The 26098-nt window shown below is 67.7% G+C and carries 24 protein-coding genes; 9 read left to right on the top strand and 15 right to left on the bottom strand.

Features of this window, described 5'->3' with window-relative positions:
- Window positions 1-8: 8 nt before the first annotated feature.
- From AB7O82_RS16620 to AB7O82_RS16595, 6 genes are all read left to right on the top strand, one after another.
- Complete coding sequence (locus tag AB7O82_RS16620; RefSeq protein ID WP_428550445.1) at window positions 9-224, top strand: hypothetical protein; 216 nt, start codon at window positions 9-11, stop codon at window positions 222-224.
- A gap of 164 nt (window positions 225-388) precedes the next feature.
- Entirely contained in the window at window positions 389-1945 is a 1557-nt protein-coding gene (locus AB7O82_RS16615; RefSeq protein WP_428550443.1) for a PAS domain-containing sensor histidine kinase, read from the top strand.
- Window positions 1935-2549: a response regulator FixJ gene (gene fixJ / locus AB7O82_RS16610; RefSeq protein ID WP_428550440.1), complete on the top strand. Its 615-nt coding sequence runs from the start codon at window positions 1935-1937 to the stop codon at window positions 2547-2549. The genes AB7O82_RS16615 and fixJ overlap by 11 nt, the downstream gene beginning before the upstream one ends.
- A gap of 103 nt (window positions 2550-2652) precedes the next feature.
- Window positions 2653-3030 carry a response regulator transcription factor gene (locus tag AB7O82_RS16605; protein ID WP_428550437.1) on the top strand — a complete coding sequence of 126 codons (378 nt, stop codon included), beginning with the start codon at window positions 2653-2655 and terminating at the stop codon, window positions 3028-3030.
- Between the two features lie 31 nt (window positions 3031-3061).
- Window positions 3062-3913, top strand: a complete 852-nt coding sequence (locus AB7O82_RS16600) for a helix-turn-helix domain-containing protein (RefSeq protein WP_428619800.1) — start codon at window positions 3062-3064, stop codon at window positions 3911-3913.
- 308 nt (window positions 3914-4221) lie between these two features.
- Complete coding sequence (locus AB7O82_RS16595) at window positions 4222-5205, top strand: zinc-dependent alcohol dehydrogenase family protein (protein WP_428550431.1); 984 nt, start codon at window positions 4222-4224, stop codon at window positions 5203-5205.
- A gap of 7 nt (window positions 5206-5212) precedes the next feature.
- Here AB7O82_RS16595 and AB7O82_RS16590 read toward each other — a convergent pair whose 3' ends face one another.
- Window positions 5213-5692 carry a hypothetical protein gene (locus AB7O82_RS16590; RefSeq protein WP_428619799.1) on the bottom strand — a complete coding sequence of 160 codons (480 nt, stop codon included), beginning with the start codon at window positions 5690-5692 and terminating at the stop codon, window positions 5213-5215.
- 43 nt (window positions 5693-5735) lie between these two features.
- On the opposite strand from AB7O82_RS16590, the gene AB7O82_RS16585 reads away from it, so the two are divergent.
- The gene (locus AB7O82_RS16585; RefSeq protein WP_428619797.1) at window positions 5736-6671 is read left to right on the top strand and encodes an LLM class flavin-dependent oxidoreductase; all 936 of its coding nucleotides are present in this window, start codon (window positions 5736-5738) and stop codon (window positions 6669-6671) included.
- 269 nt (window positions 6672-6940) lie between these two features.
- Here the strand turns inward: AB7O82_RS16585 and AB7O82_RS16580 are convergent, their stop codons facing one another.
- The 7 genes from AB7O82_RS16580 to AB7O82_RS16550 form a co-directional block, all read right to left on the bottom strand.
- Window positions 6941-8683: a hydantoinase B/oxoprolinase family protein gene (locus tag AB7O82_RS16580; protein ID WP_428619795.1), complete on the bottom strand. Its 1743-nt coding sequence runs from the start codon at window positions 8681-8683 to the stop codon at window positions 6941-6943.
- A complete protein-coding gene (locus tag AB7O82_RS16575) occupies window positions 8680-10824 on the bottom strand; it encodes a hydantoinase/oxoprolinase family protein (RefSeq protein ID WP_428619794.1) in 2145 nt (714 codons plus the stop codon). Before AB7O82_RS16575 ends, AB7O82_RS16580 begins: the two co-directional genes overlap by 4 nt.
- Window positions 10802-11734, bottom strand: coding sequence for an ABC transporter ATP-binding protein (locus AB7O82_RS16570; protein ID WP_428619792.1), 933 nt, complete (start codon window positions 11732-11734; stop codon window positions 10802-10804). Before AB7O82_RS16570 ends, AB7O82_RS16575 begins: the two co-directional genes overlap by 23 nt.
- Window positions 11715-12722, bottom strand: coding sequence for an ABC transporter ATP-binding protein (locus tag AB7O82_RS16565; protein ID WP_428619791.1), 1008 nt, complete (start codon window positions 12720-12722; stop codon window positions 11715-11717). Before AB7O82_RS16565 ends, AB7O82_RS16570 begins: the two co-directional genes overlap by 20 nt.
- Before the next feature lie 67 nt (window positions 12723-12789).
- Window positions 12790-13686, bottom strand: coding sequence for an ABC transporter permease (locus AB7O82_RS16560; protein ID WP_428548260.1), 897 nt, complete (start codon window positions 13684-13686; stop codon window positions 12790-12792).
- Window position 13687: 1 nt separating this feature from the next.
- Complete coding sequence (locus tag AB7O82_RS16555; protein WP_428548263.1) at window positions 13688-14674, bottom strand: ABC transporter permease; 987 nt, start codon at window positions 14672-14674, stop codon at window positions 13688-13690.
- Window positions 14675-14859: 185 nt separating this feature from the next.
- Window positions 14860-16479 carry an ABC transporter substrate-binding protein gene (locus AB7O82_RS16550; protein ID WP_428548266.1) on the bottom strand — a complete coding sequence of 540 codons (1620 nt, stop codon included), beginning with the start codon at window positions 16477-16479 and terminating at the stop codon, window positions 14860-14862.
- Between the two features lie 191 nt (window positions 16480-16670).
- On the opposite strand from AB7O82_RS16550, the gene AB7O82_RS16545 reads away from it, so the two are divergent.
- Entirely contained in the window at window positions 16671-17372 is a 702-nt protein-coding gene (locus AB7O82_RS16545; protein ID WP_428619789.1) for a DUF1028 domain-containing protein, read from the top strand.
- A gap of 110 nt (window positions 17373-17482) precedes the next feature.
- On the opposite strand, the gene AB7O82_RS16540 is transcribed toward AB7O82_RS16545, so the two are convergent.
- The 7 genes from AB7O82_RS16540 to AB7O82_RS16510 form a co-directional block, all read right to left on the bottom strand.
- Window positions 17483-18448 carry an ABC transporter ATP-binding protein gene (locus tag AB7O82_RS16540; RefSeq protein WP_428548272.1) on the bottom strand — a complete coding sequence of 322 codons (966 nt, stop codon included), beginning with the start codon at window positions 18446-18448 and terminating at the stop codon, window positions 17483-17485.
- The gene (locus tag AB7O82_RS16535) at window positions 18445-19425 is read right to left on the bottom strand and encodes an ABC transporter ATP-binding protein (RefSeq protein ID WP_428548275.1); all 981 of its coding nucleotides are present in this window, start codon (window positions 19423-19425) and stop codon (window positions 18445-18447) included. Before AB7O82_RS16535 ends, AB7O82_RS16540 begins: the two co-directional genes overlap by 4 nt.
- A 4-nt stretch (window positions 19426-19429) precedes the next feature.
- On the bottom strand, window positions 19430-20335 hold the full coding sequence (locus tag AB7O82_RS16530; RefSeq protein WP_428548278.1) for an ABC transporter permease: 906 nt from the start codon (window positions 20333-20335) through the stop codon (window positions 19430-19432).
- A 3-nt stretch (window positions 20336-20338) separates the two neighbouring features.
- Window positions 20339-21289: an ABC transporter permease gene (locus tag AB7O82_RS16525; protein WP_428548282.1), complete on the bottom strand. Its 951-nt coding sequence runs from the start codon at window positions 21287-21289 to the stop codon at window positions 20339-20341.
- Window positions 21290-21580: 291 nt separating this feature from the next.
- A complete protein-coding gene (locus tag AB7O82_RS16520) occupies window positions 21581-23143 on the bottom strand; it encodes an ABC transporter substrate-binding protein (RefSeq protein WP_428548285.1) in 1563 nt (520 codons plus the stop codon).
- Between the two features lie 25 nt (window positions 23144-23168).
- A complete protein-coding gene (locus tag AB7O82_RS16515; RefSeq protein WP_428548288.1) occupies window positions 23169-24197 on the bottom strand; it encodes a glutamate cyclase domain-containing protein in 1029 nt (342 codons plus the stop codon).
- Between the two features lie 183 nt (window positions 24198-24380).
- The gene (locus tag AB7O82_RS16510; RefSeq protein ID WP_428619787.1) at window positions 24381-25400 is read right to left on the bottom strand and encodes a glutamate cyclase domain-containing protein; all 1020 of its coding nucleotides are present in this window, start codon (window positions 25398-25400) and stop codon (window positions 24381-24383) included.
- 234 nt (window positions 25401-25634) lie between these two features.
- Here AB7O82_RS16510 and AB7O82_RS16505 point away from each other — a divergent pair.
- Window positions 25635-26098, top strand: a 464-nt coding sequence (locus tag AB7O82_RS16505) for a LysR family transcriptional regulator (protein WP_428619786.1), incomplete at its 3' end; no start/stop codon positions are given.

The following is a 26098-nucleotide window of genomic DNA, read 5'->3' as shown; positions in this document are numbered from 1 at the left end:
CTGCGATCATGAGTGCCCATTTGCTTGTTTCCGGCCATGTCGAGGCCGCGCTCGCGGAGGCTGCCGGGAAGGGCATCTCGGAGGACGTGGTCGCGCGCTGCCTCCTCTCGGAGTCGATCCGCCTGTTCAAGCGCCATCGGACCAACGACGACATCGCCTCCGAGCTGACCGCCGCTGCCGACAATCTAGACGACGACAATCCGCTGATCTTCATCCGACCGTGAAGCGCGCTCGGGCGGGCGGCGCAGGGAACGGCGATGGCGGCCGGAGCGAAATTTTAGGTTGAATCACCGAAGAGTTACCTCACCCTGATGAGCGGCCTGCAGCCGCTCCTCAGGGTGAGGTCATTCTTTGGCGCTTCGACCAAACGAGACTATCCTGACACCGAATGAGTGAAACCTCACCTTCCTCGGCGGCGCTTCGGCAGGCGGCTGATGGGGTCGCGACATCGTCGCGGGCCGAGCTGCTCCTGACGCCGGAGCTGACGGTCGTCGCCTGCAGCGACGCCTATCTTGGCGCGCGTGGTGCGACGCGCGAGGCGATCGTCGGCCGGTCGATCCGCGAGGTTCTCGAGGGCGAAACCGCGCTCGGGAAACTGATCGCCTCGCTCGAGACGGTCTGCCGTACCCGCCGGCCGCATCGGATCGTGTTGCCGGGGTGGCAGGCGATCACGCGCGCGCCGGCGACGGCGGCGGTCGCCGTCGTGAACATGCCCGTCCTCGGCGACGACGGCGCCGTCAGATGGCTGCTGCACAGCATCGAGGCGGTCGGAGATGGTCGGCCAGTGCCGGGCGAGCCGTCGGGGGTGGCGGTGGCGCTGGAGGCGGCCGAGGCGCGGCTGCGATCTGTGCTGCAGACGGTTCCCGATGCGATGATCATCATCGACGAGCAGGGACGCATCGAGTCTCTCAGCGCCACGGCCGAGCGGCTGTTCGGCTACCCGCTCGCCGAGGCGGCCGGCCAGAATGTCAGCATGCTCATGCCATCGCCCGATCGCGAGAGGCATGACGCCTATCTGAAGCGCTATCTCGCCACTGGCGAGCGCCACATCATCGGCATCGGGCGCATCGTTGTCGGCCAGCGCAAGGATGGAACGACCTTCCCCATCCATCTCACCGTGGGCGAGCTGCGCTCGGCCGAGCGCCACTATTTCACCGGCTTCATCCGCGACCTGACCGAGCAGCAACTCACCGAAAGCCGCCTCAAGGAGCTGCAGTCGGAAGTGACTCACATGTCGCGCTACACCGCCCTAGGCGAGATGGCGTCCACCCTGGCGCACGAGCTCAACCAGCCGCTGACCGCGATCAGCAACTACCTCAAGGGTTGCCAGCGCCTGCTCGCCGGCGTCGACAGCGAGGCGGCGCCGGTCTTGCGCGATGCTCTCGGGAAGGCCGCCGACCAGGCCCTGCGGGCCGGCCACATCATCCGTCGATTGCGCGAATTCGTGGCCCGCGGCGAAACCGAGCCGCGCGCGGAGAGCCTTGCCAAGCTGATCGAGGATGCCAGCACCCTGGCCCTGGTGGGCGCGCGCGAGAACCGGGTAAACGTCTCGTTCCGGCTGGATCCCAAGGCCGACCAGGTGTTCGCCGACCGCATCCAGATTCAGCAAGTGCTGGTGAATCTCATTCGCAACGCCATCGAGAGCATGGCCGATGTATCAGGCGCTCGCCGGCTCGAGCTCACCACGGCCGCGACCGGGCAGGGCGCAGCGGAGATCACCGTGTCCGACACCGGCCCGGGCCTGGCGCCCGAGATCGCCCGCCATCTGTTTCAGCCCTTCATGACCACCAAGCGGAAGGGCATGGGGTTGGGGCTGTCGATCTGCCGTACGATCGTGGAGGCCCATGGCGGGAAAATCTGGGCCGAGGACCGGGCTGGCGGTGGTACGATTTTCAAGTTTACATTGCGCGGCGCACGCGAGGAGGCTTCGACCCATGCCGGCTAGCCAGGTCGTCCATGTGATCGACGACGATGCTGATGTCCGGCAATCCCTGGCGTTCCTGCTCAGCACGGCCGGTCTCGCGGTGCGGGTTCACGACTCGGCGGTCGCCTTCCTTGGGGTGATCGACGAGGTGCAGGCCGGCTGCGTCGTGACGGACATTCGCATGCCGCAGATCGATGGCCTGGAGTTGCAGCGTCGCCTGCGCGCCCAGGGCAGCAAGCTGCCGGTAATCGTCATGACCGGTCACGGCGACGTGGCGCTCGCCGTCGAAGCGATGAAGGCCGGTGCCGTCGACTTCATCGAGAAGCCGTTCGACGACGACGTGTTGCTTGCCGCCATCCGCATGGCCCTGTCGCGCCACGCCGAGGACAGCGAGCGCGAAGCGCGCAAGGCCGTCATCCAGGACCGGCTGAAGGCGCTTTCCGAACGCGAGCGCGAGGTGCTCGACGGGCTGGTCGCCGGCAAGGCGAACAAGGTGATTGCCCACGATCTCGGCATCAGCCCGCGCACGGTCGAGGTTTATCGCGCCAACGTGATGACCAAGATGCAGGCGGACAGCCTTTCGGATCTCGTACGGATGGCGCTGATCGAGAGTGGCGCGCTCTGATCGGCAGGGCAATGTGCGGCGGTTTGCGCTGGATCAACGCAGCGGTCGGCGCGGTCGGACAGGTTAGGCAGGGCATTTTGCCGATTCGGGAAAACGTTGCCGAATGCTTGACTTGGGACCTGTGCTGGTCGTCGACGACGATGCCGCCGTTCGCGCCGCGCTGAAGTTCGCGCTCGAACTGGAGGGGTTTCGCGTCCGTCTGTACGACGGACCGGCGGCGCTGCTGGCGGAAAGGTCCCTGCCCGAGCGCGGCTGCCTGGTCGTCGACTTCAGGATGCCCGACATGGATGGCATCGCCCTGATCGGCGTCCTGCGCTCCCGGCACATCGCGCTGCCCGCCATCGTTATCAGCGGCCAGGTCGACAAGGTGTTGCTGCGCCGCGCCAACCAGCTAGGCGTGAGCCGCGTCCTGGAGAAGCCGCTGTCCGATGCGACGCTGGTCGAATGCATCCGCCGTGCGCTGGAGGCACCCCCGACTTGATCGAGCCGCTCGCGGTTCAATCAAGGCGGTGATGAGCGCGCGGACATGGCTGTTGCAGGTGACCCCGCGGTGCGAGCAGCCAGCGCCCTACGTAGAATCCCTTAGGTCAAGACCCGAATGGTGGCGCCCGCCGGCGCGGGCTACGCAATGGTCATCGCAAGCGGACCACGGGAGTAGCGCGATGCTGACGGAGAGTGTCCCCCAGATTTCCAGACTGCCTGCTTCCGCCATTGGCCTGCGGCTGCCCGGTGGCGCGGCCCTGGCGCGGATGGAGACCCGGCACGAGTTCTCGGTCGGCGTGGTGCGGTCGTTCTCCAGGGACGAGGAGCTGTTTGGCGAAGGCGACGCGGCGGAGAGCTTCTACCAGGTCAGGTCAGGGACCGTGCGCACCTGCAAATTGTTGAGTGACGGGCGCCGGCTGATCGATGCGTTCCACTTCGCGGGTGACATTTTCGGCATCGAAGTCGGTGCCGAGCATCGCTTTTCCGCCGAGGCGATCGGCGATGTGACCGTTGTGGCTTGGCGCCGCAGCCGCCTGGCGGCGATGTCCGAGGCGGACCCGGCGTTTGGCAACCGGGTGATGGCGGCCACCTTGCGCAGCCTGGAACGCGCCCAGTCGCATATGCTGCTGCTGGGCCGCAAGACGGCGCAGGAGAAGATGGCGACCTTCCTGCTCGACATGGCCGACCGCCTGTCCGACGACGATGAGCATTTCGAGCTGCCAATGCAGCGCACCGACATCGCCGACCATCTCGGCCTGACCATCGAGACCGTGTCGCGCACCCTGACCCAGTTCGCTCGGAACGGCCTGATCGATCTGCGTGCGTCCAGCCGGTCGGTCGCGCTCAGCAACAAGGCCGCACTGCGGCTCCTCGAGGAGTAGGGCGGCGCGCTCTGCCCTGCTTGCAGGGAGCTGGGCGAAGCTCATTTCCCGCGGGTCGCCGTCTTGCGGCGACGGAGGGGTCATGTGCCGCGAGCGCGCCACTCCAGTGGCGCTCATGGCATGGGCGATAGGAGGAAGAGTGCCACCTGTGGCGTAGAGTATTCTGCCACCAGTGGCGTACTCCCAGCGAAAGAGCTTGAGCGCCACGGAGTGGCGCGCTCCGTCCGCGAAGACGCGGACACCTCCCCAGCGAAGCTGGGGAGGAGAATGAATGTCGCGCTGATAAACTCCGGGCCGAGAGGTGCACCGTGAAAGCGATGGTTCTCCCCGCCGTTGGACGGGAACTCGTGCTCGAGGAGCGAGCGGATCCCGAGCCGGGGCCGGGTCAGGTCCGCGTGCGGGTCGAGGCCTGCGGCGTCTGTCGGACCGATCTGCATGTCGTCGACGGCGATCTCGCCGATGTTCGCGTGCCGATCGTGCCCGGTCACGAGATCGTCGGTCGGGTCGACGCCGTTGGACCGGGCGTCGTAGGCGTAGCGCACGGTGCCCGGGTCGGCGTGCCGTGGCTCGGCCATACTTGTGGCGCCTGTCCGTACTGCCGGTCTGACCGCGAGAATCTGTGCGATCGCCCGGTCTTCACCGGCTACTCGCGCGACGGCGGATTCGCGAGCCATGTCATTGCCGATGTCGACTACGCATTCGAACTCGGCGACTTGGCCGATCCGGTCGCCACCGCGCCGCTGATGTGTGCCGGCCTGATCGGCTGGCGCTCGCTCGTCATGGCAGGGCCGGCGCGGCGGATCGGTCTCTACGGTTTCGGCGCCGCCGCCCACATCCTGGCCCAGGTCTGTCGCTGGCAGGGGCGCGAGGTCTACGCGTTCACGCGGCCGGGCGATGTGCAGGCGCAGGAGCACGCGCGATCACTCGGTGCGCGGTGGGCCGGCGGTTCCGATGAGGCGCCTCCCGAGCGGCTCGATGCCGCCATCCTGTTCGCGCCAGTGGGCGATCTCGTCCCCTTGGCCCTGTCCGCCGTCGGCAAGGGCGGGCGCGTCGTGTGCGGGGGAATCCACATGAGCGACATCCCGAGGATTCCCTACCGGCTGCTATGGGAGGAACGCCATCTGCTGTCGGTCGCCAACCTGACACGCCGCGACGCCGTGGAGTTTCTGGCGATCGCCGGCAAGGCCGGCGTGCGGACGACCACCAGCGTTTATCCCCTGCAGGAGGCCAATGCCGCGCTGGCCGATCTCCGGGCCGGACGTTTCCAGGGCGCGGCCGTGCTGGTGCCGTGAGCCAACCTTAGACCAGCGGTGCCGGCGAGCTGGGCTGCAGATCGTCGGCCCTCTCGAAGACTCGGCGGGCGCGATCCACCAGGTCGCCATCCGTCGGATAGTCCATCCTCGCGACACCGACCATCTGGGCCTTGAGCCACGGCACGTACGCATCGAGATGGGCCAGCAGTCCGTCGTGTGCGTTGCCCGGACCGACCAGCAGCCACTCCCTCACGCCGCGCAGCGCGTTGATGATGTGGTCGAAGTAGTCACGATCGAGATATTCCTTGCCGGCGCCGATCATGCCGGCCCTGTGCTGGATGTGGCGGAACGGGCTGCGCGCCTTGATGCGCTCTTGCTCCACGTCATCGATGCTGAACCTGTAGACATGCGCCTCTTTCGAATCCATCCAGACGATCGCACAGCCGAGCGGCATCGCATGCTCCAGGTTGCCGGTTTTGCGCTCATTCTTGCCGAGGCCGGGCGAGAGGCCGTTGATCTGGATCAAAAATCGGCGAGAGTCGCGCGAACCATGCGAGAGGAAATGCCGAATGCCGAAAGTGGGATATCTGTTGCCGACTCGCGAAAGGGTCATGGAAGGACGCTACGAGACGGCGTCGCTGCTCGCCCTCGCGGAACGGGCCGAAGGGCTGGGATTCGACTCATTGTGGGTCGGCGATTCGCTGCTCGCGCGGCCGCGCCACGACGCCTTGACCCTGCTGGCGGCCGTGGCGGCGCGCACGCGCAAGCCCGAGCTCGGCACGGCCGTGCTGCTGCCGGCGCTGCGTAATCCGGTGCTGCTGGCGCACCAGGTGGCGACCCTGGATCGCATCGCCGAGGGCCGCATCATCCTGGGGATCGGCATCGCCTCGGACTGGCCGAACATCCGCGCCGAGTTCGAGGCGGCGGGCGTGACCTTCGAGAAGCGCATCGGCCGGCTGATCGAGGGTATGGCGCTCTGCCGCGCCCTGTGGACGGGCAAGCCGGTCACCTGGGACGGCCGCTGGAAGATGAAGGACGCCGTGCTCGGTCCGACGCCGCATCGCCCCGGCGGGCCGCCGCTCTGGATCGCCGGCGCCGTCACGGCGGCGCGGACGCGCGCGGGCAAGCATTTCGACGGCTGGTTCCCGAACTCGCCGGCGATTGCGGAGTTCGCACCGCAATGGGCCGAGGTCCAGGCCGGCGCGCGGGCGGCCGGCCGCGATCCGGCGGGGCTGACGGCCGCAATGTACCTGACGCTCGCCATCGACGACGACGAGCGCCGCGCCGACGACAAGCTCAACGCCTATCTCGAGCGCTACTACAACATGCCGGCGAACGAGACGCGCAAGCGGCAGATGTCCTACGCCGGCTCGGCCGCCGGTGCGGCGGCCTGGATGAAGGCCTATGTCGATGCCGGTGCCAGCCATCTGGTGCTGCGCTTCGCCGGCGACCATGAACGCCACCTCGATGCCGCCGCAAGGATCCGCCGCGATCTGGGCTGGTGAGGTCATTCCCCTCCCCAGCGCAGTTGGGGAGGTGTCGCCATCCTACCGCGACCTGCCTCCGCCTGCGCGAAGCCGCTTCGGCTTCGCGCAGGCAGGCGGAGGGGTCATGAGTCATGCGGACCGCGGGCGGGACGCCCGCGATCCGGAAGACCATGACCCCTCCGTCCGCGATTACGCGGACACCTTCCACATCGTCCGCCAAAACGATGCGATGTCCACTTGACCACGGGTAGGAAGTCCTCCCCGAGCGAAGCTTGGGGAGGAGGACCTCACTCCGCCGCAGTCGCCAGTCGCGCCTTGGCCGTCGCCGGTTCGTCGACGGCAAAGTCGGCCGTCAGCACGACGCCGTAGACGGTCCGGGCGACATCCTGCGACACCAACCCGCTCGCCACGTCGCGCGCGACCTTGGCGGGGTCGCGCCGGCGCGGGTCGCCGTAGCCCCCGCCGCCCGGCATGCTGACGCGCAGCCGCTCGCCGGCCGGGATGCTCGAATGCGCCTTGGGCGGCAGGGTCTTGCCCGAGACGATCTCGACCTTGCCGGTCATGCCGGCCTTGCCGCCAGCGCGGCCGCGCGGCGGATAGACCACCCGATCGAACGAGGTCGAGATGCCGAACGGCATGTCCTCGGCGCTCTCGATCTCCATGATCTGGCCGAGGCCGCCGCGATACTCGCCGGCGCCCCCCGAATCAGTGCGGTACTCCTTGCTCCAGATCAGCACGGGGGCGATCGTCTCGGTGATCTCGACCGGCACGTTGCGCACGCCGCTCGGGAAGGCGGTGGCCGACAGCCCGTCGAGCTTGGGTCGCGCGCCGGTGCCGCCCGAATGGAACGAGGTGACGTTGAACGGCGTCGCCTTGGCGAGCACGGCCGGATCGCCGTCGACCCGACCCATGCCGCCCATCAGGCGGACGTTCCACAGGCACGACGTGCCCTCCGCCGGCACGCCTTGCGGCAGGGCCTGCTGCAGGCAGCCGAACACGACGTCGGGCAGCATCTGGCCGATGATGCTGCGCGCCGCCACCGGCGCGGGATGCTTGGCGTTGAGGATGCAGCCGTCCGGCGCGGTGACCCGGATGGTGGCGAGCGACGCCGCGTTGTTGGGCACGTGCGGCGCCACGATGCATTTCACGCCGAAGCTCGTGTAGGCCTCCGTGTAGCAGAGCGGCACGTTGATGCCGTTCTGCACCACGCCGGCCGAGCCGGCGAAGTCGACATCGATGCCGTCCGGTCCGATCGTCAGTGCGGCCTTGAGCTCCATCGGCTTGCCGTTCATGCCGTCCACCATCATCGCGTTGTGATAGGTGCCGAACGGCAGCTTGCGGATCGCCTCCAGGCTCGCTTCGCGCGAATGGTCGAGGATGTGGCGGGCGAGGTCATCGAGATGCTCCAGCCCGAACTCGTCCATCATGGCGACCAGGCGGCGGCCGCCGACCTCGTTGCTGGAGATCTCCGAATAGATGTCGCCGATCACCTGCACCGGCTCGCGCACGTTGGCGGCGATGATGTCGACCAGCCACTGGTTGATCTCGCCCTTGTCGACGATCTTGGTGATCGGGATGTAGAGGCCTTCCTCGTAGACCTGCTGGGCGGCGCCCATGATGCCGCGGCCGCCGATATCGACCACGTGCAGGGTGCAGGCGAACAGCCCCACCGCGGTGCCGCGCCTGAAAGTCGGGGTCACGATCACGATGTCGTTCAGGTGCCCGGTGCCCTGCCACGGGTCGTTGACGATGTAGGCGTCGCCGTCGGCCATCCTGGCGAGCGGCACCTTGTCGAGCACGTAGCCCACGCTCATCGCCATCGAATTGACATGGCCCGGCGTGCCGGTGACGGCCTGCGCCAGCATGCGCCCCTTGGTGTCGTAGACGCCGGCCGACAGGTCGCCCGCCTCGCGCGTCGCCGTGCCGAAGGCAGTACGCACCAGGGTCTGCGCCTGCTCCTCGACGACCGAGATCAGGCGGTTCCACATCACCTGGTACTCGATGCGGTTCAGCGGATGATTGGCTCTCATTGGGCGGCCTCCTGGAGCGCGGCAGCTTTGGCTGTGAGTCGAATGGCGCCGGACGGCTCGATGCGGGCGACGAAGCCGGCCGTGACGATGGTGGTGGTCTCGTCCTCGGCGATGATGGCGGGGCCCTGCACGGCGCTGCCGGGCGCGAGCTCGCTGCGCCGGAATACCGGCACGTCCTGGAAATCGCGCTGCGTCGGATCGAACAGCGTCCGGCTGCCCACCGACAAGGATCGCGGCGCATCGGTCTGTGTGCCGGCGGGGCTGTGGTCGATCGCGCGGCCCGGCGCCGGTGCCTCGGCGCGCAGGATCCAGCCCGTCACCTCGACGTCGACGCCGGGCACCACGCGGTTGAACAACGCGCGGTATCCCGCTTCGAAGCGGCTGCGCAGCTCGCCGACCGATCCGGCGGCAAAGGGCCCGTCGGGCAGCTGCACCAGGATCTCGTGACCCTGGCCGGCATAGCGCATGTCGGCGCTGCGGCTGATGGTGATCGCGGCGTTGGGCGCGCCGAGCTTCACAACGTTGACCGCGTCGTTCTCCATCTCGGCGAACATCGCGTTGATCGAGCCGGCATCGAAGCTGCCCAGCCGCACGAAGCGGCTGCGCACCACCTCGAAGGCGATCGGCGCGCGCAGGAAGCCGACGGCCGAGCCGACACCGGCGCTGGCCGGGATCAGCACGTCGGCGATGCCGAGCTTTTCCGCCAATCGCGCCGCATGGAGCGGCGCGCCGCCACCGAAGGCGATCAGGGTGCGGCCTTCCAGCTCGGCGCCGCGCTCGACGGCATGGACCCGGGCGGCGTTGGCCATGTTCTCCTCGACGACCTCGGAGATGCCGAAGGCCGACAGGGTGGCATCGAGGTCGAGCGGCATGCCGACATGGCTCTCGATGGCGGTGCGGCTCAGCGCCGCGTCGAGCGTGATCGTGCCGCCGGCGAACCTGTCCGGATCGATGCGGCCCAGCACGACATTGGCGTCGGTGACCGCGGGCCGCGTGCCGCCCAGGCGATAGCAGGCCGGGCCGGGATCGGAACCGGCGCTTTCAGGCCCCACCGTGATGCGCTTCATGGCGTCGACGCTCGCCAGCGAGCCGCCGCCGGCACCGATCTCGACCATCTCGATGACGGGGATGCGCACCGGCAGGCCGCTGCCTTTCATGAAGCGATAGCGCCGGTCGACCTCGAAGCTGCGCGAGGCCATCGGCTTGCCGTCATCGATGATGCAGATCTTGGCGGTGGTGCCGCCCATGTCGAAGCTCAGGATGCGATCGATGCCGAGGCGCCCGGCGATCCAGGTCGACAGGATCACGCCGCCGGCCGGGCCGGATTCGACGAGGCGGATCGGGAAGCGCACCGCCGTTTCCAAGGTCGTGAGGCCGCCGCCAGAGGTCATCAGCAGGATCGGGCAGGAAAAGCCCGCCTGCCCGATGCGCCGGCGCAGGTTCTCGAGATAGCGCCCCATCAGCGGCTGGACGTAGGCGTTGGCGCAGGTCGTCGAGAAGCGCTCGTACTCGCGCACCTCGGGGCAGACATCGCACGACAGAGAGATGCGCACGCCGGGGAGTTTGTTCGCGAGGATTTCACCGGCCCGGCGCTCGTGTGCCGGATTGGCGTAGCTGTGCAGGAAGCCGACCGCGATGCTCTCGACGCCCTTGCGGGCCAGGGTGTCGGCCAGCACCTCGACGGCCGTCTCATCGAGGGCCAGGCGCACGCCACCCTTGGCGTCGACCCGTTCCGGCACCGTGAAGCGCAAGGTGCGCGGCACCAGAGGCTCGGGCTTCTCGATGAAGATGTCGTACTGCTCGAAGCGGTTCTCCTGCGCCATCTCGATCGAATCGCGAAAGCCCCTGGTGGTAACCAGCGCCGTCAGCGCGCCTTTTCGCTCGATGATGGCATTGGTCGCGAGCGTCGTGCCGTGGACGATCAGGCCGACCTGGCCGGGCGCCAGGCCAGCCAGGGCGAGCGCGCGCTGCATGCCGTCGAGCACGCCGTCCTCGGGCGCCGCCTTGGTGGTGAGCACCTTCGCCGACCAGCTCCTGTCCGGCGTCTCCAGCACGACGTCGGTGAAGGTGCCGCCGATATCGACCGCGAGGCGAATCGACTCAGGCGTAATGCCCAACTCATGCGAAGTGGCACGCGGCATGATGTCCTTCTCCTACGGGCCGCAATTGCGGCTCCTCGGCCCGGCAGCGGTCGGTCGCCGCCGGGCAGCGTGACGCAAATCGGCAACCCGACGCGATGGTGGTGGTGAGCTCGCCCTTGATCGGCGGCGCGGCGCGCTTGTGCGTCGGATCGGTCGACGGCACGGCGGCGAACAGCGCCTTGGTGTAGGGATGCCGCGGATCGCGCCACAAGGTGGCGTGCGAGGCGCTCTCGACGATGCGGCCGAGATACATCACCAGCACGCGATCGGCGAAGTAGCGCACGACCGAGAGGTCGTGCGAGATGAAGAGATAGGACAGGCCGAGGTCGCGCTTGAGATCGACCAGCAGGTTCAGGATCTGCGCCTGGATAGAGACGTCGAGCGCCGAGACCGGCTCGTCGCAGACGATCAGCGCCGGCCGGAGAACCAGCGCGCGGGCGATGCCGATCCTCTGGCGCTGGCCGCCAGAGAATTCGTGCGGATAGCGGTCGGGCGAATCGGCCGGCAGGCCGACGCGGGCGATGATCTCCTGCAGGCGCCGGGCGCGCTCGCCGGCATTGCCCTGCTGATGGACCTTCAGCGCCGTGTCGAGAACCGTGCGGATGGTCTGGCGCGGATTGAGCGAGCCGAATGGATCCTGGAAGATCATCTGCATGCGCCGGCGATGCGGCGCCATGGCGCCGTCGCCCAGCCGGGTGATGTCGACGCCGTCCAGCCTGATCTCGCCCTCGGCCGGCGGCACGAGGCGCAGCACGGTCTTGCCGAGCGTGCTCTTGCCGCAACCCGATTCGCCCACCAGCCCGACCGTCTCGCCACGCTCTATGTCGAACGACACGCCGTCGACGGCGCGCAGCACCTGGCGGCCTTGGGCGTAGCGCGTGTGAAGGTCCTTAACCGAGAGCAGCGCCATGCGGGGCTCCGGCCTGGTTGGCGGTTATGGGACAGGCGACGGCGCGCCCGTCGGCCAGCTCGAGCAAGGGCGGTGGCGCGAGGCGGCACGACGGCTGGACCATCGGGCAGCGCGGCGCGAAGGAGCAGCCGGTCTCGCCAGCCGCCGAGCCGACGCTGCCGGGTATCTCGGTCAGCCGGTCGGTGAGGTAGTGCTCCTCGGCATCGACGTCGACGCGCGCGCCCAGCAGGCCGTGCGAGTAGGGATGCATCGGCCGGGCGAAGAATGGTGCGATCGAGGCGCGCTCGACGATGCGTCCCGCATACATCACGGCGATGCGGTCGGCCCATTGCGCCACCACGCCGAGGTCGTGGGTGATCAGCAGCACGGCCATGGAAAGTTCGCGCCGCAATTCTCCCAGCAGGTCGAGCACCTGGGCCTGCGTCGTCACGTCGAGCGCCGTGGTCGGCTCGTCGGCGATCAGGAGCTTGGGGCGGCAGGCGACCGCCATGGCGATCATGACGCGCTGGCGCATGCCGCCGCTCAAATTGTGCGGATAGTCGTCGACCCGGCGCTGGGCATCGGGGATCTTCACCAGGTCCAGCAGCTCGATGGCGCGGGCGCGGGCGGCCCGCCGCGACAGGCGCTCGTGCCGGCGCAGTACCTCGCCGATCTGCACGCCGATCGACAGCACCGGATTGAGCGACGTCATCGGCTCCTGCTGGATCAGCGAGATGTGGCGGCCGCGCAGCCGGCGCATCTCGGCGCGCGAGGCGGTCATAAGGTCGTTGCCCTCGAACAGGATGCGGCCGTTCGCGACGCGCGCGTTGGGCGGCAGCAGGCGCATCACCGAGAAGGCCATGACCGACTTGCCGCAGCCTGATTCGCCGACCAGGGCCAGGGTCTCGGCCGGCGCGATGGTGAAGCTCGCCTCGCGCACCGCGACATGGCCGGGGAAGGCGACCGTAAGCCTGTCGACCTCGAGGAGGTTTGGCGGGAGCGGGCTCATGTGCGCCAACACCAACGGAGAAGCATGTCATGCGTCGGGAGCGAGCTGGTGCCTGTGAGGAGCTGGTTCACGGGTCGGACCGCGGGTTCAGGATCTCGTTCAGGCCGTCGCCCACCAGGTTGAGCGACAGCACGGTGGCGGCGATGGCGGCGCCGGGCAGCGCGGTCAGGAACCAGGCGTTGCGCAGCTGGTCGCGGCTGTCGCCGATCATGCCGCCCCAGCTCACCACGTTGGGATCGCGCATGTTGAGGAAGGAGAGGCCGGCCTCGGTGAGGATGGCGTTGGCGATCATCACCGAGGCGGCGACGATCACCGGAGGCAGCGCGTTGGGCAGGATCTCCTGCACGATGATGCGTAGGCGCGAATAGCCCAGGCTGCGCGCCGCGACGACGAAATCGGACTCGCGCAGCGAACGGAACTGGGCACGCACCAGCCGCGCCACGGTGGGCCACGAGGCCAGACCGATGGCGAGCGCTATGGTCTGCAGCGACGGCTCGCGGATCGCCACGATCACCACCACCAGCAGGAAGGTGGGCGTGGTCTGGAACAGCTCGATCAGGCGCGTCAGCAGGGTGTCGACCCAGCCGCCGAAGAAGCCGGCGACGGAGCCCACGACCATTCCGATGGCAAGCCCGATCGCCGCCGCCGAGATGCCGACCAGCAGCGAGGCGCGCGATCCATGCACCAGCAGGGCCAGCACGTTGCGGCCGAGCGAATCGGTGCCGAGCGGGAACTCGGCGTCGCTGCCCGGCCACAGCAGCGGCGGCCCCGCCATGTCCTGCGGATCGCCGGGACACAGCAGATCGGCGGACAGGGCCACCAGCACGACGATGCCCAGGATGATGGCGCCGGCGACGAAGGTCGGGTTGTGCACGAAGGCGCGCAGGCGCCGGCCCTTGCGCGGTGCCGCGCGATTGCCGAGGTCGGTGACCGGCAAGGGGGTGGTGAGATCGGGCGTGCTCACGTCACGTCGCCCCGATGCGCGGATCGAGCCAGGCGTGCAGCAGGTCGATCACCATGTTGGCCAGGATCACCAGGAAGGAGGAAAGCAGCAGCACGCCCAGCAGGACGGAAAAGTCGCGGGCGAGCACCGCCTCGAGCGCCAGCCGGCCCATGCCGGGCCAGCCGAACAGCGTCTCGATCACGACGGCGCCGCCCAGCAGGTTGCCGAGATGCATGCCGGCCACCGTGGTCACGGGGATCAGGGCGTTGCGCAGGGCGTGACGCAACTGAATGAAGAAGGGATGCAGGCCCTTGGCCTCGGCGGTGCGCATGAAATCCTGGCGCTGCACCTCGAGCATCGAGGCGCGCGTCAGGCGGGCATAGACGGCGACGAAGAACGAGGCCAGCGCCAGCGCCGGCAGCACGAGGTGCGCGGCGCGGTCGGCGATCATGGCCCAGCCGGTAAAGTTGGCGCCGACCGTCATGTTGCTGTCGCTCGGCAGCCAGCCCAGCTTGACCGAGAACAGCACCACCGCCATCAGGCCGACCCAGAAGCCCGGCATCGAATAGAACAGCAGCACCACGACCGACAGCACGCGGTCCGGCCAGCGCCCCGCCCACGCCGCCATCACCGAGCCGAGCGCGATGCCGAGCAGCAGGGCGAGCGACAGCGCCGTCACCATCAGCAGCAGCGTGCCGGGCAGGCGCGTCATGATCATGTCGAGGACCGGCATGTTGTAGCGCGGCGAGAAGCCGAGATCGAAGCTTGCGAGGTGGCTCAGGAAATTTACCAGCTGGGTGAAGACCGGCTGGTCGAGCCCGAAGCGCTCGCGCAACGCCGCCATGGTCTCGGCGGTCGCGGTGCCCGACTCCGCGGCGATCACGTCGGCGGCGTCGCCCGGCATCAGCTGCAGCAGCAGGAAATCGAGCACGATGATGCCGAGCACCGTGGGGCCGGCATGGATCGCGGTACGCCTGAAGGTCGCCGCGATGCGGCGTCCCATCCTCATGATTCTTCCGGACCGCGGGCGTCCCGCCCGCTCATGCTCATTGCTGGGACCGCGCCACTCCTGTGGCGCTCATGGGGTGTGTGACAACGAGAAGAGCGCCACGGGAGCGGCGCGCTCCCAGCGCATGACTCGCAGAGAATGAGCGGGCGGGACGCCCGCAGTCCAGATGACCATGACGGTCGGCCCTATGCATCGAGCCAGACCTGCGCCAGGTTGGCCTCGACGCCGTCGGCGGTGAGCGATTCGTCGTGCACGCGCTTGTTCTTGATCGTGAGGTAGAGCGGCGAGTAGAGCGGGACGTCGGGGATCTCCTGGGCGACGATCCTCTGGAACTCGAAGAACATCTCCTTGCGCTTGGCCGGGTCGATCTCGACCGCCGCCCCTTCGAGCAGGGCGTCGACCTTGGGGTTCTCGTAGTGCGAACCGTTGGAGAACGGCACGCCCTTCTTGAAATTCTTCGACCAGTAGATGCGCTGCACGCCGACCGTCGGGTCGAACAGGTTGGAATGCCCGTTGTAGGTGAAGTCGAAGGCGCGGTCGGTGTAGATGCGCTTGACGAATGCCGAGGAGTCCTGTGCTCGCACCTCGACGCCGATGCCGATGCGGCCCAGCGCGGCGCGCAGGAACTCGCTGGCGCGGCGGCTTTCGTCGCCGATCGGATTGTAGTCGAGCGGCACCTTGAAGCGGATCTTGTTGTCGCCGCGCGGGAAGCCGGCCTCGTCGAGCAGCGACTCGGCCTTCTTCAGGTCGAGCTTGTAGGGGCTGGGCGTGGGATCGTGGAACGCCTTGAGGCCGGGCGCGATCGGCGAGTAGCACACCGTGCCGTAGCCGTAGGCCACCGTCTTGATCAGCAGCGCGCGGTCGATGGCGTGCGCCACCGCCTGCCGCACCTTGAGATGCTTGAAGTACTGGCTGTCCAGATTGAACTGCAGGCAGGAGACATTGTAGGAGTAGCTGGTGCCCTTGGTCTCGAACACGAGATGCGGCACCTTCTTCAGGCGATCGAGATCGGCCAGTGCCACCGGCGTGCGGTAGCCGAGGTCGCCCGAGCCGTTCTCGAAAGCGATCGAGCGGGCGCCGGTATCGGGCAGGATCTTGAAGACGATGCGATCGACGCGCGGCAGGTCGGGCTGCCAGTAGTCGGGATTGCGCTCGTAGACGATGTGGCTGCCGCGCGCCCATTCCTTGAACCTGTACGGTCCGGTGCCGATCGGCGCGTTGCCGTTCTGGTTGGCCAGAGGATCGGTGCCTTCGTAGATGTGGCGCGGCATCATCGGCGCCTCGGCCGCGGTGAGCGCCTTGATCAGATAGGGCGCCGGCTTGGACAGCTCGATGATCGCCGTCAGCGGATCGGGAGTCTTGACCTCGGTGACGTTGGCGAAGGTGTTGCGGCCGCGCGGATGAACGGTCTTGAGCAGCTGGATCGAGTAGGCGACGTCAGCCGAGGTGAACGGCTTGCCGTCGTGGAACTTGACGTTGGGCCTGAGCTTGAAGGCGTAGCGCTTGCCGTCGGGGCTGATGGTCCATTCGATGGCCAGCGCCGGCCGCGGATTGATGTCGTAGTCGTACTCGAGCAGGCCTTCCGTCACCTTGGCGCTGACCGTGAGCGCCGGCGTCGCCACGGTGGTCAGGGCCACCAGGGTCTGCGGCTCGCTGTTCTGGATGAAGGTGAGCGTGCCCCCTTTCTTCGGCTGCGCGGTCTGCGCCGCGGCGCGTTGACCGGTCTGGGCCAGGGCAGACATTCCGGCAAGGGCGGACGCTCCGCCCAGGGCGGCGCGGCGCGTCAAAGGAAATTTCGCAGTCATCACTTTCATCCTCGCGAGGTCAGCAGCAGCCTAGCCCGGCGGCCGCCGGGCGTGCAGCAATATATAGGCCACGACGGTGTCGCCGTGCGCAGGTGAGCCTTGTCATATTCTGCATGCCTGCCCGAAGATTATTCTCCTGTGCGCAAAGAACTCTTCGCGGCATCGTGATGTCGAGACATCGGGAGCGAGGCATGACATTCACTCTTCTCGGGCATTGCGCGCGCACCGGACAGGTAGGCATCGGCGTCGCGACCTATTCGCTGGTGGTTGGCATGCTCTGTCCGGCGATCCGCGGCGGCGTGGGCGCGATCTCCAGCCAGGCCTTCGTGAATTTCGAGCTCCGAACGCTCGGTCTCAATCTCCTGGCGCAAGGTCATCCGGCTGAGCAGGCTCTGGCGCTGATGAAGCAGGCCGATCCGCAGATCGAATTTCGCCAGCTCATTGTGCTCGACAGTTTCGGCCGGACGGCCGGCTTCACCGGCAGCAAGACTCGGCCATGGACCGGCCACAAGAGCGGCCAGGGCTACGTCGCCGCCGGCAACGTGCTGGCCGGCGAGCACGTGATCGACGCCATGATCGCGGCCTTTACGGCGGCACCCGAGCGCGACCTCGACGAGCGCCTGCTGTCGGCCATCGAAGCCGGCCGCGATGCCGGCGGCCAGGTCGGCGGCAGCGGTCACCTGCCCGAGCGTTCGGCGGCGCTGATCGTGCGCGGCGCGTCGCCCCGCGACGAGCTCGATCTGCGCGTCGATTCCCACCCCGAAGCCGTTGCCCAGCTGCGCACCCTGCACGACGAGTGGGCGCCCTACCGCGCCTTCCACTGGCTTCGCCACGTCGATCCGGCGAAAGCGCCGCCACAGGAGGTGTTCGTCGCCGGGCTGAAGAAGGGGTAAATTCATTGCTGGGAGCACCACTCCGATGGCGCTTATGGGATCTGCGATCGAGAAGATGAGCGCCATCGGAGTGGCGCTCCCAGCAATGAGTGTCCTTCCGACGCTTCGGGTCAACTTCCCTCGCCCAGCCGGATGCACTTGGCCCAATGGCTCGCCGACAGGCCGTGCGGCAGCGGATCGGCGGCCGCGCAGGCGGCGATCGCGATCGGGCAGCGGGTGCGGAAGCGGCAGCCCGATGGCGGGTTGGCCGGGTTCGGCAGGTCGCCCGCGAGGATGATGCGCTGGCGTTGCGCCTCGCTGTCGGGATCGGGCACCGGGATCGCCGACATCAGTGCCCGGGTGTAGGGGTGCGCGGGCCGGGCGTAGATCTCGTCCTTGCCGGCCATCTCGACGATCTTGCCGAGATACATCACGGCCACCTGGTCGCTCATGTGCCGCACGACGCTGAGATCGTGCGAAATGAAGATGTAGGTGAGACCGAGCCGCTCCTGCAGGTCCTGCAGCAGGTTGACGATCTGCGCCTGGATCGAGACGTCGAGCGCCGACACCGGCTCGTCGCACACGATCAGCTCCGGTTCCACCGCGAGCGCGCGGCAGATGGCGACACGCTGCGCCTGGCCACCGCTCAGCTCGTGCGGATAGCGCTCGATCAGATGGCCCGCCAACCCGACCAGGTCGAGCAGCTCGTGGATGCGCCCGGCGCGTGCCCGGCCCTTGTAGAGGCCGTGGATGTCGAGCGCCTCGCCGATCAGGTCGCCAATCGGCATGCGCGGATTGAGGGAGGCGTGCGAGTCCTGGAAGATGATCTGCAGCCTGCGCCTCAGGCGGCGCAGCGTGCCCGTATCGGCGCGGCAGAGATCGGTGCCGTCGTAGAGCACGCGGCCAGTGGTCGGCCGCACCAGCTGCAGGATAGCGTAGCCGGTCGTCGACTTGCCGCAGCCCGATTCACCGACGAGGCCCAGCGTGCGGCCACGTTCGACGCTGAAGCTGATGCCGTCCACCGCCTTGACGGTGCCGGGCGCGCCCGCGGCCCCGAAATGCACCCGGAGATCGTCGACCTGGAGCAGGGCCGTCATGGGCTACGCGGGCCGAGGTCGGCGAAGCAGGAGGCCCAGTGCTCGCGGCCGAGATCGCGGCGGTCGGGCGCGCGCTCGCGGCAGGCCGCGACCGACACACGACAGCGCGGCAGGAACGGGCAGAGCGGCAGGGGATCGATCAGGTTGGGCGGCAGCCCTTCGATCGGCGACAGGCGGCGCAGGGCAGGGCCGTCGATGCGCGGAGTCGAGCCCAGGAGGCCGAGCGTGTAGCCGTGGCTCGGACGGCGGAACAGGTCCCGGATCGGCGCCGATTCGACGATGCGGCCGGCATACATCACGTTGACCCGGTCGCACAGATTGGCGACCACGCCGAGATCGTGACTGATCCAGATCACCGACGTGCCGCGCTCGCGCGTCAGGCGCTTCACCAGGTCGACGATCTGCGCCTGGATGGTGACGTCGAGCGCCGTCGTTGCCTCGTCGGCGATCAGCAGTCGCGGATTGCAGGAAAGCGCGATGGCGATCATCACGCGCTGGCGCATTCCGCCCGAGAACTGGTGCGGGTAGGCCGCCAGCCGCTTCTCCGCCAGCGGAATGCCCACCATCTCCAGGAGCTCGACGGCGCGGCGGCGGGCTGCCCGCCGGTCGAGCTTCTGATGGCGCTGCAGGACCTCGACGAGCTGGCGGCCGATGCTCAGCACCGGATTGAGCGATCGCATCGGATCCTGGAAGACCATGGCCATGCTGGCGCCGCGCACCGCGCGCGCCTGGGCTTCCGTGAGGCGCAGAAGGTCGATGCCGTCGAAGCTCATCGAATCGGCCGTCACCTGGCCAGGCGGTTCCGGCACCAGCCGCATCACCGAGAGCGCCGTCACGCTCTTGCCGCTGCCGCTTTCGCCGACCAGGCCCAGCACCTCGCCCTCGGCGAGATCGAACGACACACCGTCGACGGCGCGCACGGTGCCGCGATCGGTAGCGAAGCGGGTGCGCAGGTTGCGGACGGCGAGCAGCGGCATGGCGTCAGCGCTCGTCGGCAGCGACGGTGCGGCGGGTGCGCCAGGCGCGTGGATCGAGTGCGTCGCGCAGGCCGTCGCCCAGGAAGTTGATGCTGAGCACGCACAGCATGATGGCGCCGGTCGGGCCGAGGAACATCCACGGCGCATCGCCCAGGAACCGCCGTGCCTCGCTCATGTCGCGGCCCCAACTCGGCTGCGGCGGCTGGGTGCCGAAACCCAGGAAGCTCAGCGACGCCTCGGCGACGACGGCGGCGGCGAACACGACGGTGAGCTGCACGACGATCGGCGAGACGACGTTGCGCAGCAGGTGGGAGACGACGATGCGACCCGGACCTGCGCCCAGCGCCCGTGCAGCGGTGACGTAGACTTCCTCGCGTACCGCCAGCGTGCTGCCGCGCACCATGCGGGCCAGTACCGGCGCCTGCACCAGCCCGAGCGCCAGCATGACGTTTTGGATGTCGGGACCGAGCAGGCCGACCAGGGCGACCGCGAGCAGCAGCGGCGGGAAGGTCAGAAAGGCGTCGACCAGGCGCATCAGCAGGTTGTCGGTGCGGCCGCCGAAATAGCCCGAGGCGAGGCCAAGCGGCACGCCGAGCACGAAGGCGAAGGCCACCACCAGCAGGCCGACGCTGAGCGACGTGCGGCCGCCGTAGAGCAGGCGCGAGAAGACGTCGCGGCCGAAATGGTCGGTGCCCAGCAGATGCTCGAAGGAGGGTGGCTTGAGTTTGGCCGAGAGCTTGATCTGCACCGGGTCGTAAGGCGCGATCAGCGGCGCCAGCGCCGCCGCCAGGCAGATCAGCACGAGGCATACCAGCCCGATCAGGGCGGCGCGATGGCGCGGGAACTGGCGCGCCGCCAGACGAAGCGAACCGGCGAAGCGAGGCGTGGTGGGAGGCTGCGCAAGGGCCATCGCTCAGTACCGGATGCGCGGATCGAGCAGCGCGTAGAGCAGGTCGGCCATGATGTTCGCGAACAGGAAGAAGGCGGCGATGACGAGCGTAAAGCCCTGAATCACCGGGAAGTCGCGCGTGACGACGGCATTGAGCACGGCCGAGCCCATCCCCGGCACGGCGAAGATGTATTCGATCGTCACCTGGATGCCGATCATGTAGCCGAACTGCACGGTCGCCATGGTGACGAACGGGATCATGGCATTCTTGAGCGCGTGCACGATGACCACGGTCGCCGGCAGCAGGCCCTTGGCGCGCGCGGTGCGCATGTAATCCTGCGAGAGGATATCGATCATGCTCGAGCGCAGCAGGCGCGTCAGCATCGCGGTCTGCAGCGTGCCGAGCGCGATCGCCGGCACGATGAAGGGCGCGATGTAGCTCCACCAGCCGCCGGCCGCGGCTTCCATCGAGCCGATGCCGGTGATGGGCAGCCAGTCGAGCTTTATCGAGAAGACGTAGATCAGGATCAGCGCCAGCCCGAAATTGGGCACGGCGAAGCCCAGAACCGTGTAGCCGGTGCAGAGATAGTCGATCCAGGTGTTGCGCCTGAGCGCCGCCAGCACGCCGAGCGGGATCGAGACGGCGAGCGCGAACAGCATGGCGGCGAGCGCCAGCTGCAGGCTCACCGGGAAGCGCTCGGCGAGCAGCGATGTCACCGTATCGTTGAGCCTGATCGAGCGCCCGAGATCGCCGGTCGCCACTCTGGCGACCCAAAGGACATACTGCTCGGGCAGCGAGCGATCGAGGTTGAACTCGGCGCGCATCGCGTCGGCCGCCTCCTTCGAGGTCTGCATGCCCAGCATGATCTGCACCGGGTCGCCCGGCGTGGCCCGCGTGATCAGGAACGTCATCAGCGAGACGACGAGCAGGACCAGCGGAACCTGGATCAGCCGGCGACCGAGATAGTGCCACATGGGTTATTCGATCTTCATCGTCGGGAGCGCGCCACGGCCCCTCATTCTCCTGCCCAGCTTTGCTGGGGAGGTGTCGCCGTCATACGGCGACGGAGGGGTCATGGTGCTCATGGCTGGGGGCGTGCCACTTGGCGTGCCACTCCTGTGGCGCTCTTCTTGTCGATCACACATCCCATGAGCGCCACAGGAGTGGCGCGCTTCCAGCAATGACCCCTCCGCCCGCGATTACGCTGACACCTCCCCAGCGAAGCCGGGGAGGAAGAAGAGGTGGCGCAGTCATGCGCTTCGGGGTCACCCCCACGCCACCGTATCCAGCCGCTCCATGTACTCCTGCGGCGTCGGAACGAAGCCCGTCAGGTTCTTGTTGAGGATCTGGATGTTGTTGGTGTTGCAGTGGTAGATCAGCGGGCACTCCTCCAGGACGGTGTCGACGATCTTGTGGTAGATGCCCTCGCGCGTCTTCTGGTTGAGCTCGGAACGCGCGCCGTCCAGCATCATGTCCATCTCGCCGACCCGGTAGCCGCTCGCCATGCCCTTGCTGTGCATGAACCACCACGAGGTCGCGTCGGGGTCGGGCGCCACCAGGGTGATGTCCTCGAGGTTCTGCTCGAAGCGGCGGTTGAGCCATAAATTGTTGAACCCGCCCATGTCCATGTTCTTGATCTTGTAGGTGATGCCGATCTGGCTCACCATCGCGGCGACCAGCTCGAGCTCCTTGCGCAGCCAGTCCTTGTCCGAGGTGATGACCTCGACCTCGTAGCCCTTGACGCCGGCCTGCGCCATCAGCTCCTTGGCCTTCTTCAGGTCGCCGTTCTTGGGGTATTTCAGCAGCGGCCCGCGATGGCCCATGTAGCCGGCCGGGATCTGGTTGTCGGTCGGGATCGCCTCGCCGTAGTAGATCTCGTTGCAGATGGCCTCGCGGTCGATCGCATAGGAGATCGCCTGCCGCACCAGCTTGTTGTGGTAGGGCAGCTCGGGACGGACCGTGAGATTGAACTGCTGGTAGTCCCACGCCCAGCCCGGCGTCGAGCTCACCTTGAAGTTGGCGTTCTTGCGCATCGCACCCACTTCCTTGGGATCGGGATGGGTCACGAAGTCGAGCTCGTTCTTGACCAGCGCCTGCAGGCGCGTCGTCGAATCAGGAATGGCGCGGTAGACGATGCGGTCGAGCTTGGGCAGGCCCGGATTCCAGTAGTCGGGATTCTTCGCCAGCACGATCTCGGTGCCGCGCTTGGTCTCGATCTGGAACGGCCCGTTGCCGATCGGCGTCGCGCTGTAGGCCTGGTTGCCCATCTCCTTGTGCGCCCTGGCGCAGATCACGAGCCCGCCATAGCCCATGGTCACGCCCGGGAAGGCGCCGAAGGGCTGCTTGGTCTTGACCTCGACGACGTACTTGCCGTCGGCCTTCACCGTGTCGATCGGGAACAGCGCCGTGCCGATCTGGAAGCTCTTGGACTCGAAATGGAAGTTCCAGGTGTAGACGAGGTCCTCGGCGGTGAGCTCCCCGAAGCCCTTCTGCCACTTCACGCCCTCGCGCAGCTTGATGCGCCAGGTCAGCGGATCGGGGTTCGACCATTCCGTTGCCATCAGCGGCTCGATGGTGCGCTTGGCGAAGTCGATGCTCACCAGCCCGTCGAACACGTTGTAGACGACCAGCCCGCCCTGGATGTCGTAGCGGATCACCGGGCTCAGATTGCCGAACTCGCCGCCGAACACGCCGACGCGCAGATCGCGGCGGCCCTGGGCGAGGGCCGGGCTGCGTCCTGCGCCCAACATGAGACCCGTACCCAGCACACCCGCAGAAAATCCGCGACGCGTGACACGTTGGCCAACCGGCCTGGACACCTTGCTCATGATTGCCTCCTCTCGAGACGATTCTTCAGAAGCCCCTGTCGTATTCCTTCAGTCCGTTCTCGACGATCTGGTGCAGGATCGTGATCAGGCTCGCCTGCACCCGATCGGACGTGCCGTCGACGTAGGGGATGAGGCGCGAATAGGCGCCATCCATCGCGCCGCCGGCGACGCTGCCCAGCACGATGCGCAGCTCGGTCGCCTCATCATGCAGCACCTCGCGATCTCCCAGATGGCCGGCCAACGCCGCGGCGATCCCGTAGGCTCCCCAGTTCGACACGGCGGCAAACACCAGCACGTCGCATTCAGTAACCGTGCCAACGCCGCCGTGGCAGGGGCAGCCGCAATCCTTGCCGAACGGCTGGATCTCGCGCACGGCGTCCTTGATGACGCCGCAGCCAATCTCGTTGCCGCCGTCTCCGACGCCGATCGTCGGGATGCCGTTCGCCCTGGCGTACTCGGCGAGGTGATAGGCGCTGGCGATCCTGTCCGGCGTGCGCGGCGTTCCCATGATCGAATGGTAGATGCCCTTGGTGTTGGGCCCGACCTTCTCGATGAAGATCATCGCCGCCGGCTTGAATTTCTGGCTGAGCTCCGCCGCCGCAATCTTTCCCTCGGCGTCGCCCAGGGGGTAGTTGATGGCCAGGGCGCAGGAGCGGCGCTGCCTGAACAAGTCTTCGTCGACCACGGCTATCCCGGCGGCCTCGGTCGATTTGACGACGGCGGGCATGTTGCGCTCCTCGCTGATCAGGACCGGCTTGGCGCCGAGCCCGATCTCGATCGCGCGGGCGATCGCGGCGGCGCCCGGCGGGCCATCGGTCTCGCCGGCCGGCAGTCCGGGCGGCGTGCCGGCACCGGTGACGACGAACACGTGCTGGCCCGCCTTCACCTTGTCCTTCAAGAGCTTGGCGGCGAGCCAGGTGAGCGGCTTGCCCTGCTTCCTGCGCGCCGCCTCATAGAGCGGATAGGTCACGCCGCGCGGCAGGCCGGCGCGAAACCGCATCTCGATGTTGACGGCGCGGTCGATCGAATCGCCGACGATCTCGTCGATAGCCATTCATGTTCTCCTGGAACGCACGCTTGAATCTGTTGCCCAGGCCGTTGCGCGGCATGAAGCCCGGCGGGGTGACGACGGTGCAGGAAGGATCGGCCGGCACGCCGTCGACCTGCAGGATATGGCGACCCGTTGTGGCGTCCGATCATGTTCCGGCTGCTCGGGAGCGGTCATGGCCGCATGCCCTCAGTGCGTCAGGCCGGTGCCGGGCGGCTCGAGGTTCTTGCGTACGATGTTGGACAGGATCTGCATGAAGGCCATCGATGTCTCGCCATCGAGACCGTCGACGAAGAAGTCGGTGGTGCAGTACATCGCCTCGAGGCCGCCGGCATCGAGGCAGGCTTGGACGATGCGTTTCTCCATCTCCGGCGTATGGATGAGCTCCGGCCGGCGCAGCAGGAAGGCCAGGCAGCCCTCGATGCCGTAGCAACCCCAGTTCGACATCATGGCCGGCACCACGACGTCGGTCTTGACCACGGTGGCGAGCGCCTTGCCCTTGGGCATGGTCTTGACGACGGCGTCGTAGATCGTGCCGAAGCCCAGCTCGTTGCCGTGATCGCCGATGCCGACCGAGAAGATGCCGCGCCTGTTGGCCTCGGTGACGACGTCGCCGATGTCGATGCAGCCTTCGAACTGCGAGTCCGGGCCGGTGAGTGGCAGGCCGGTCGCGGTGTGGACGTTGCCGTCGGCGCCGGCGCCCAAGCGCTCGGCGCTGACCACGGCCTTGGGCTTGTAGTCTTCGAACAGCCTCGCGATCCAACTCTTGATCTCCGACTGCCTGGTCGGCGCGTTGACGATGGCGGCGCCGAGATGACGGTCGCGCGCCTGGGCGAACGGCTTCACCATCAGGCCGGCCGCCTCGCTCGATGCCACGATCGGGTCGGCGTGGCATTCCTCGTTGACGAAGACCGGGATGGCGCCCAGCCCGCGATAGAGGATGCGGGCCAGGGCGGCGGCACCCGGCGGACCATCGCTCTCGCCCTTGGGCATGGTCGGTTCGTAGCCGGCGCCCGTCATGACGAACACCACGTCGCCCCTGCCGAGATGCTGCTTCAATCCCTCGGCGGCGACCATCGTCACCGGCCGGCCGCCGGCCGCCCTGCGCGCCGCGTCGTACATCGGCAGCAGGATGCCATGCGGCATGCCGCGATTCTTCGCCTCGATCGTGACGAGTCTGTCGATCGCTTCACCAACGAAGTCCGGCATTGCAAGTCCCCTCGATCCCCGCGCGATTGGGCGCCGGAAGTGGTGATCGCACAAGATCAATTTTGGCGTTGAAGTGATGCCGATCCGACATCACTGTCCCAGCGTCTTCGCTTGGGAGGTTGTCCGCGTCTTCGCGGACGGAGGGGTCATGAGCATCAGTGGTGGTTCCGATGACTCCTCCGTCGCCGAAGACGGCGACACCTCCCCGGATTACCGGGGAGGAGGGGGACAAACATGATCAACGCCGGCTTGCGTTACTTTGCTGCGGTGGCGCGGCATCGCTCGATCCGCGAAGCAGCCGAGGAGCTGCACATCGCCCAGTCGGCGCTCAGCCGCCAGATCCAGAAGCTCGAGGACGAGTTCGGTGTGCCGCTGTTTCATCGCCATCCGCGGGGCGTCGAGCTGACCTCTGCCGGCGAGATCTTCCTGCGCCATGCGCGCTCGAGCCTGCGCCAGGTCGAGCGCGTGCGCTCCGAACTCGATGCGCTGAAGGGACTGCGGCGGGGCACCGTCACCATCCAGTCGATCGAATCGCTCGTGCAGCACCTCTTGCCGCGGGCGATCGCGCGTTTCAGCAAGCGTCATCCCGGCATCTCGTTCGACGTGACGATCGACGGCAGCGACCATGTCGTGGCCGCCGTGCGCGAGGGCCGCACCGACATCGGGCTTGCCTTCTATTCTCCGGCCGAGCGCGATCT

The organism is Reyranella sp. (genome assembly GCF_050185545.1).
In the GTDB taxonomy this organism is placed as follows: Bacteria; Pseudomonadota; Alphaproteobacteria; order Reyranellales; family Reyranellaceae; genus Reyranella.
This window is presented reverse-complemented; position numbering and strand designations above follow the sequence as displayed.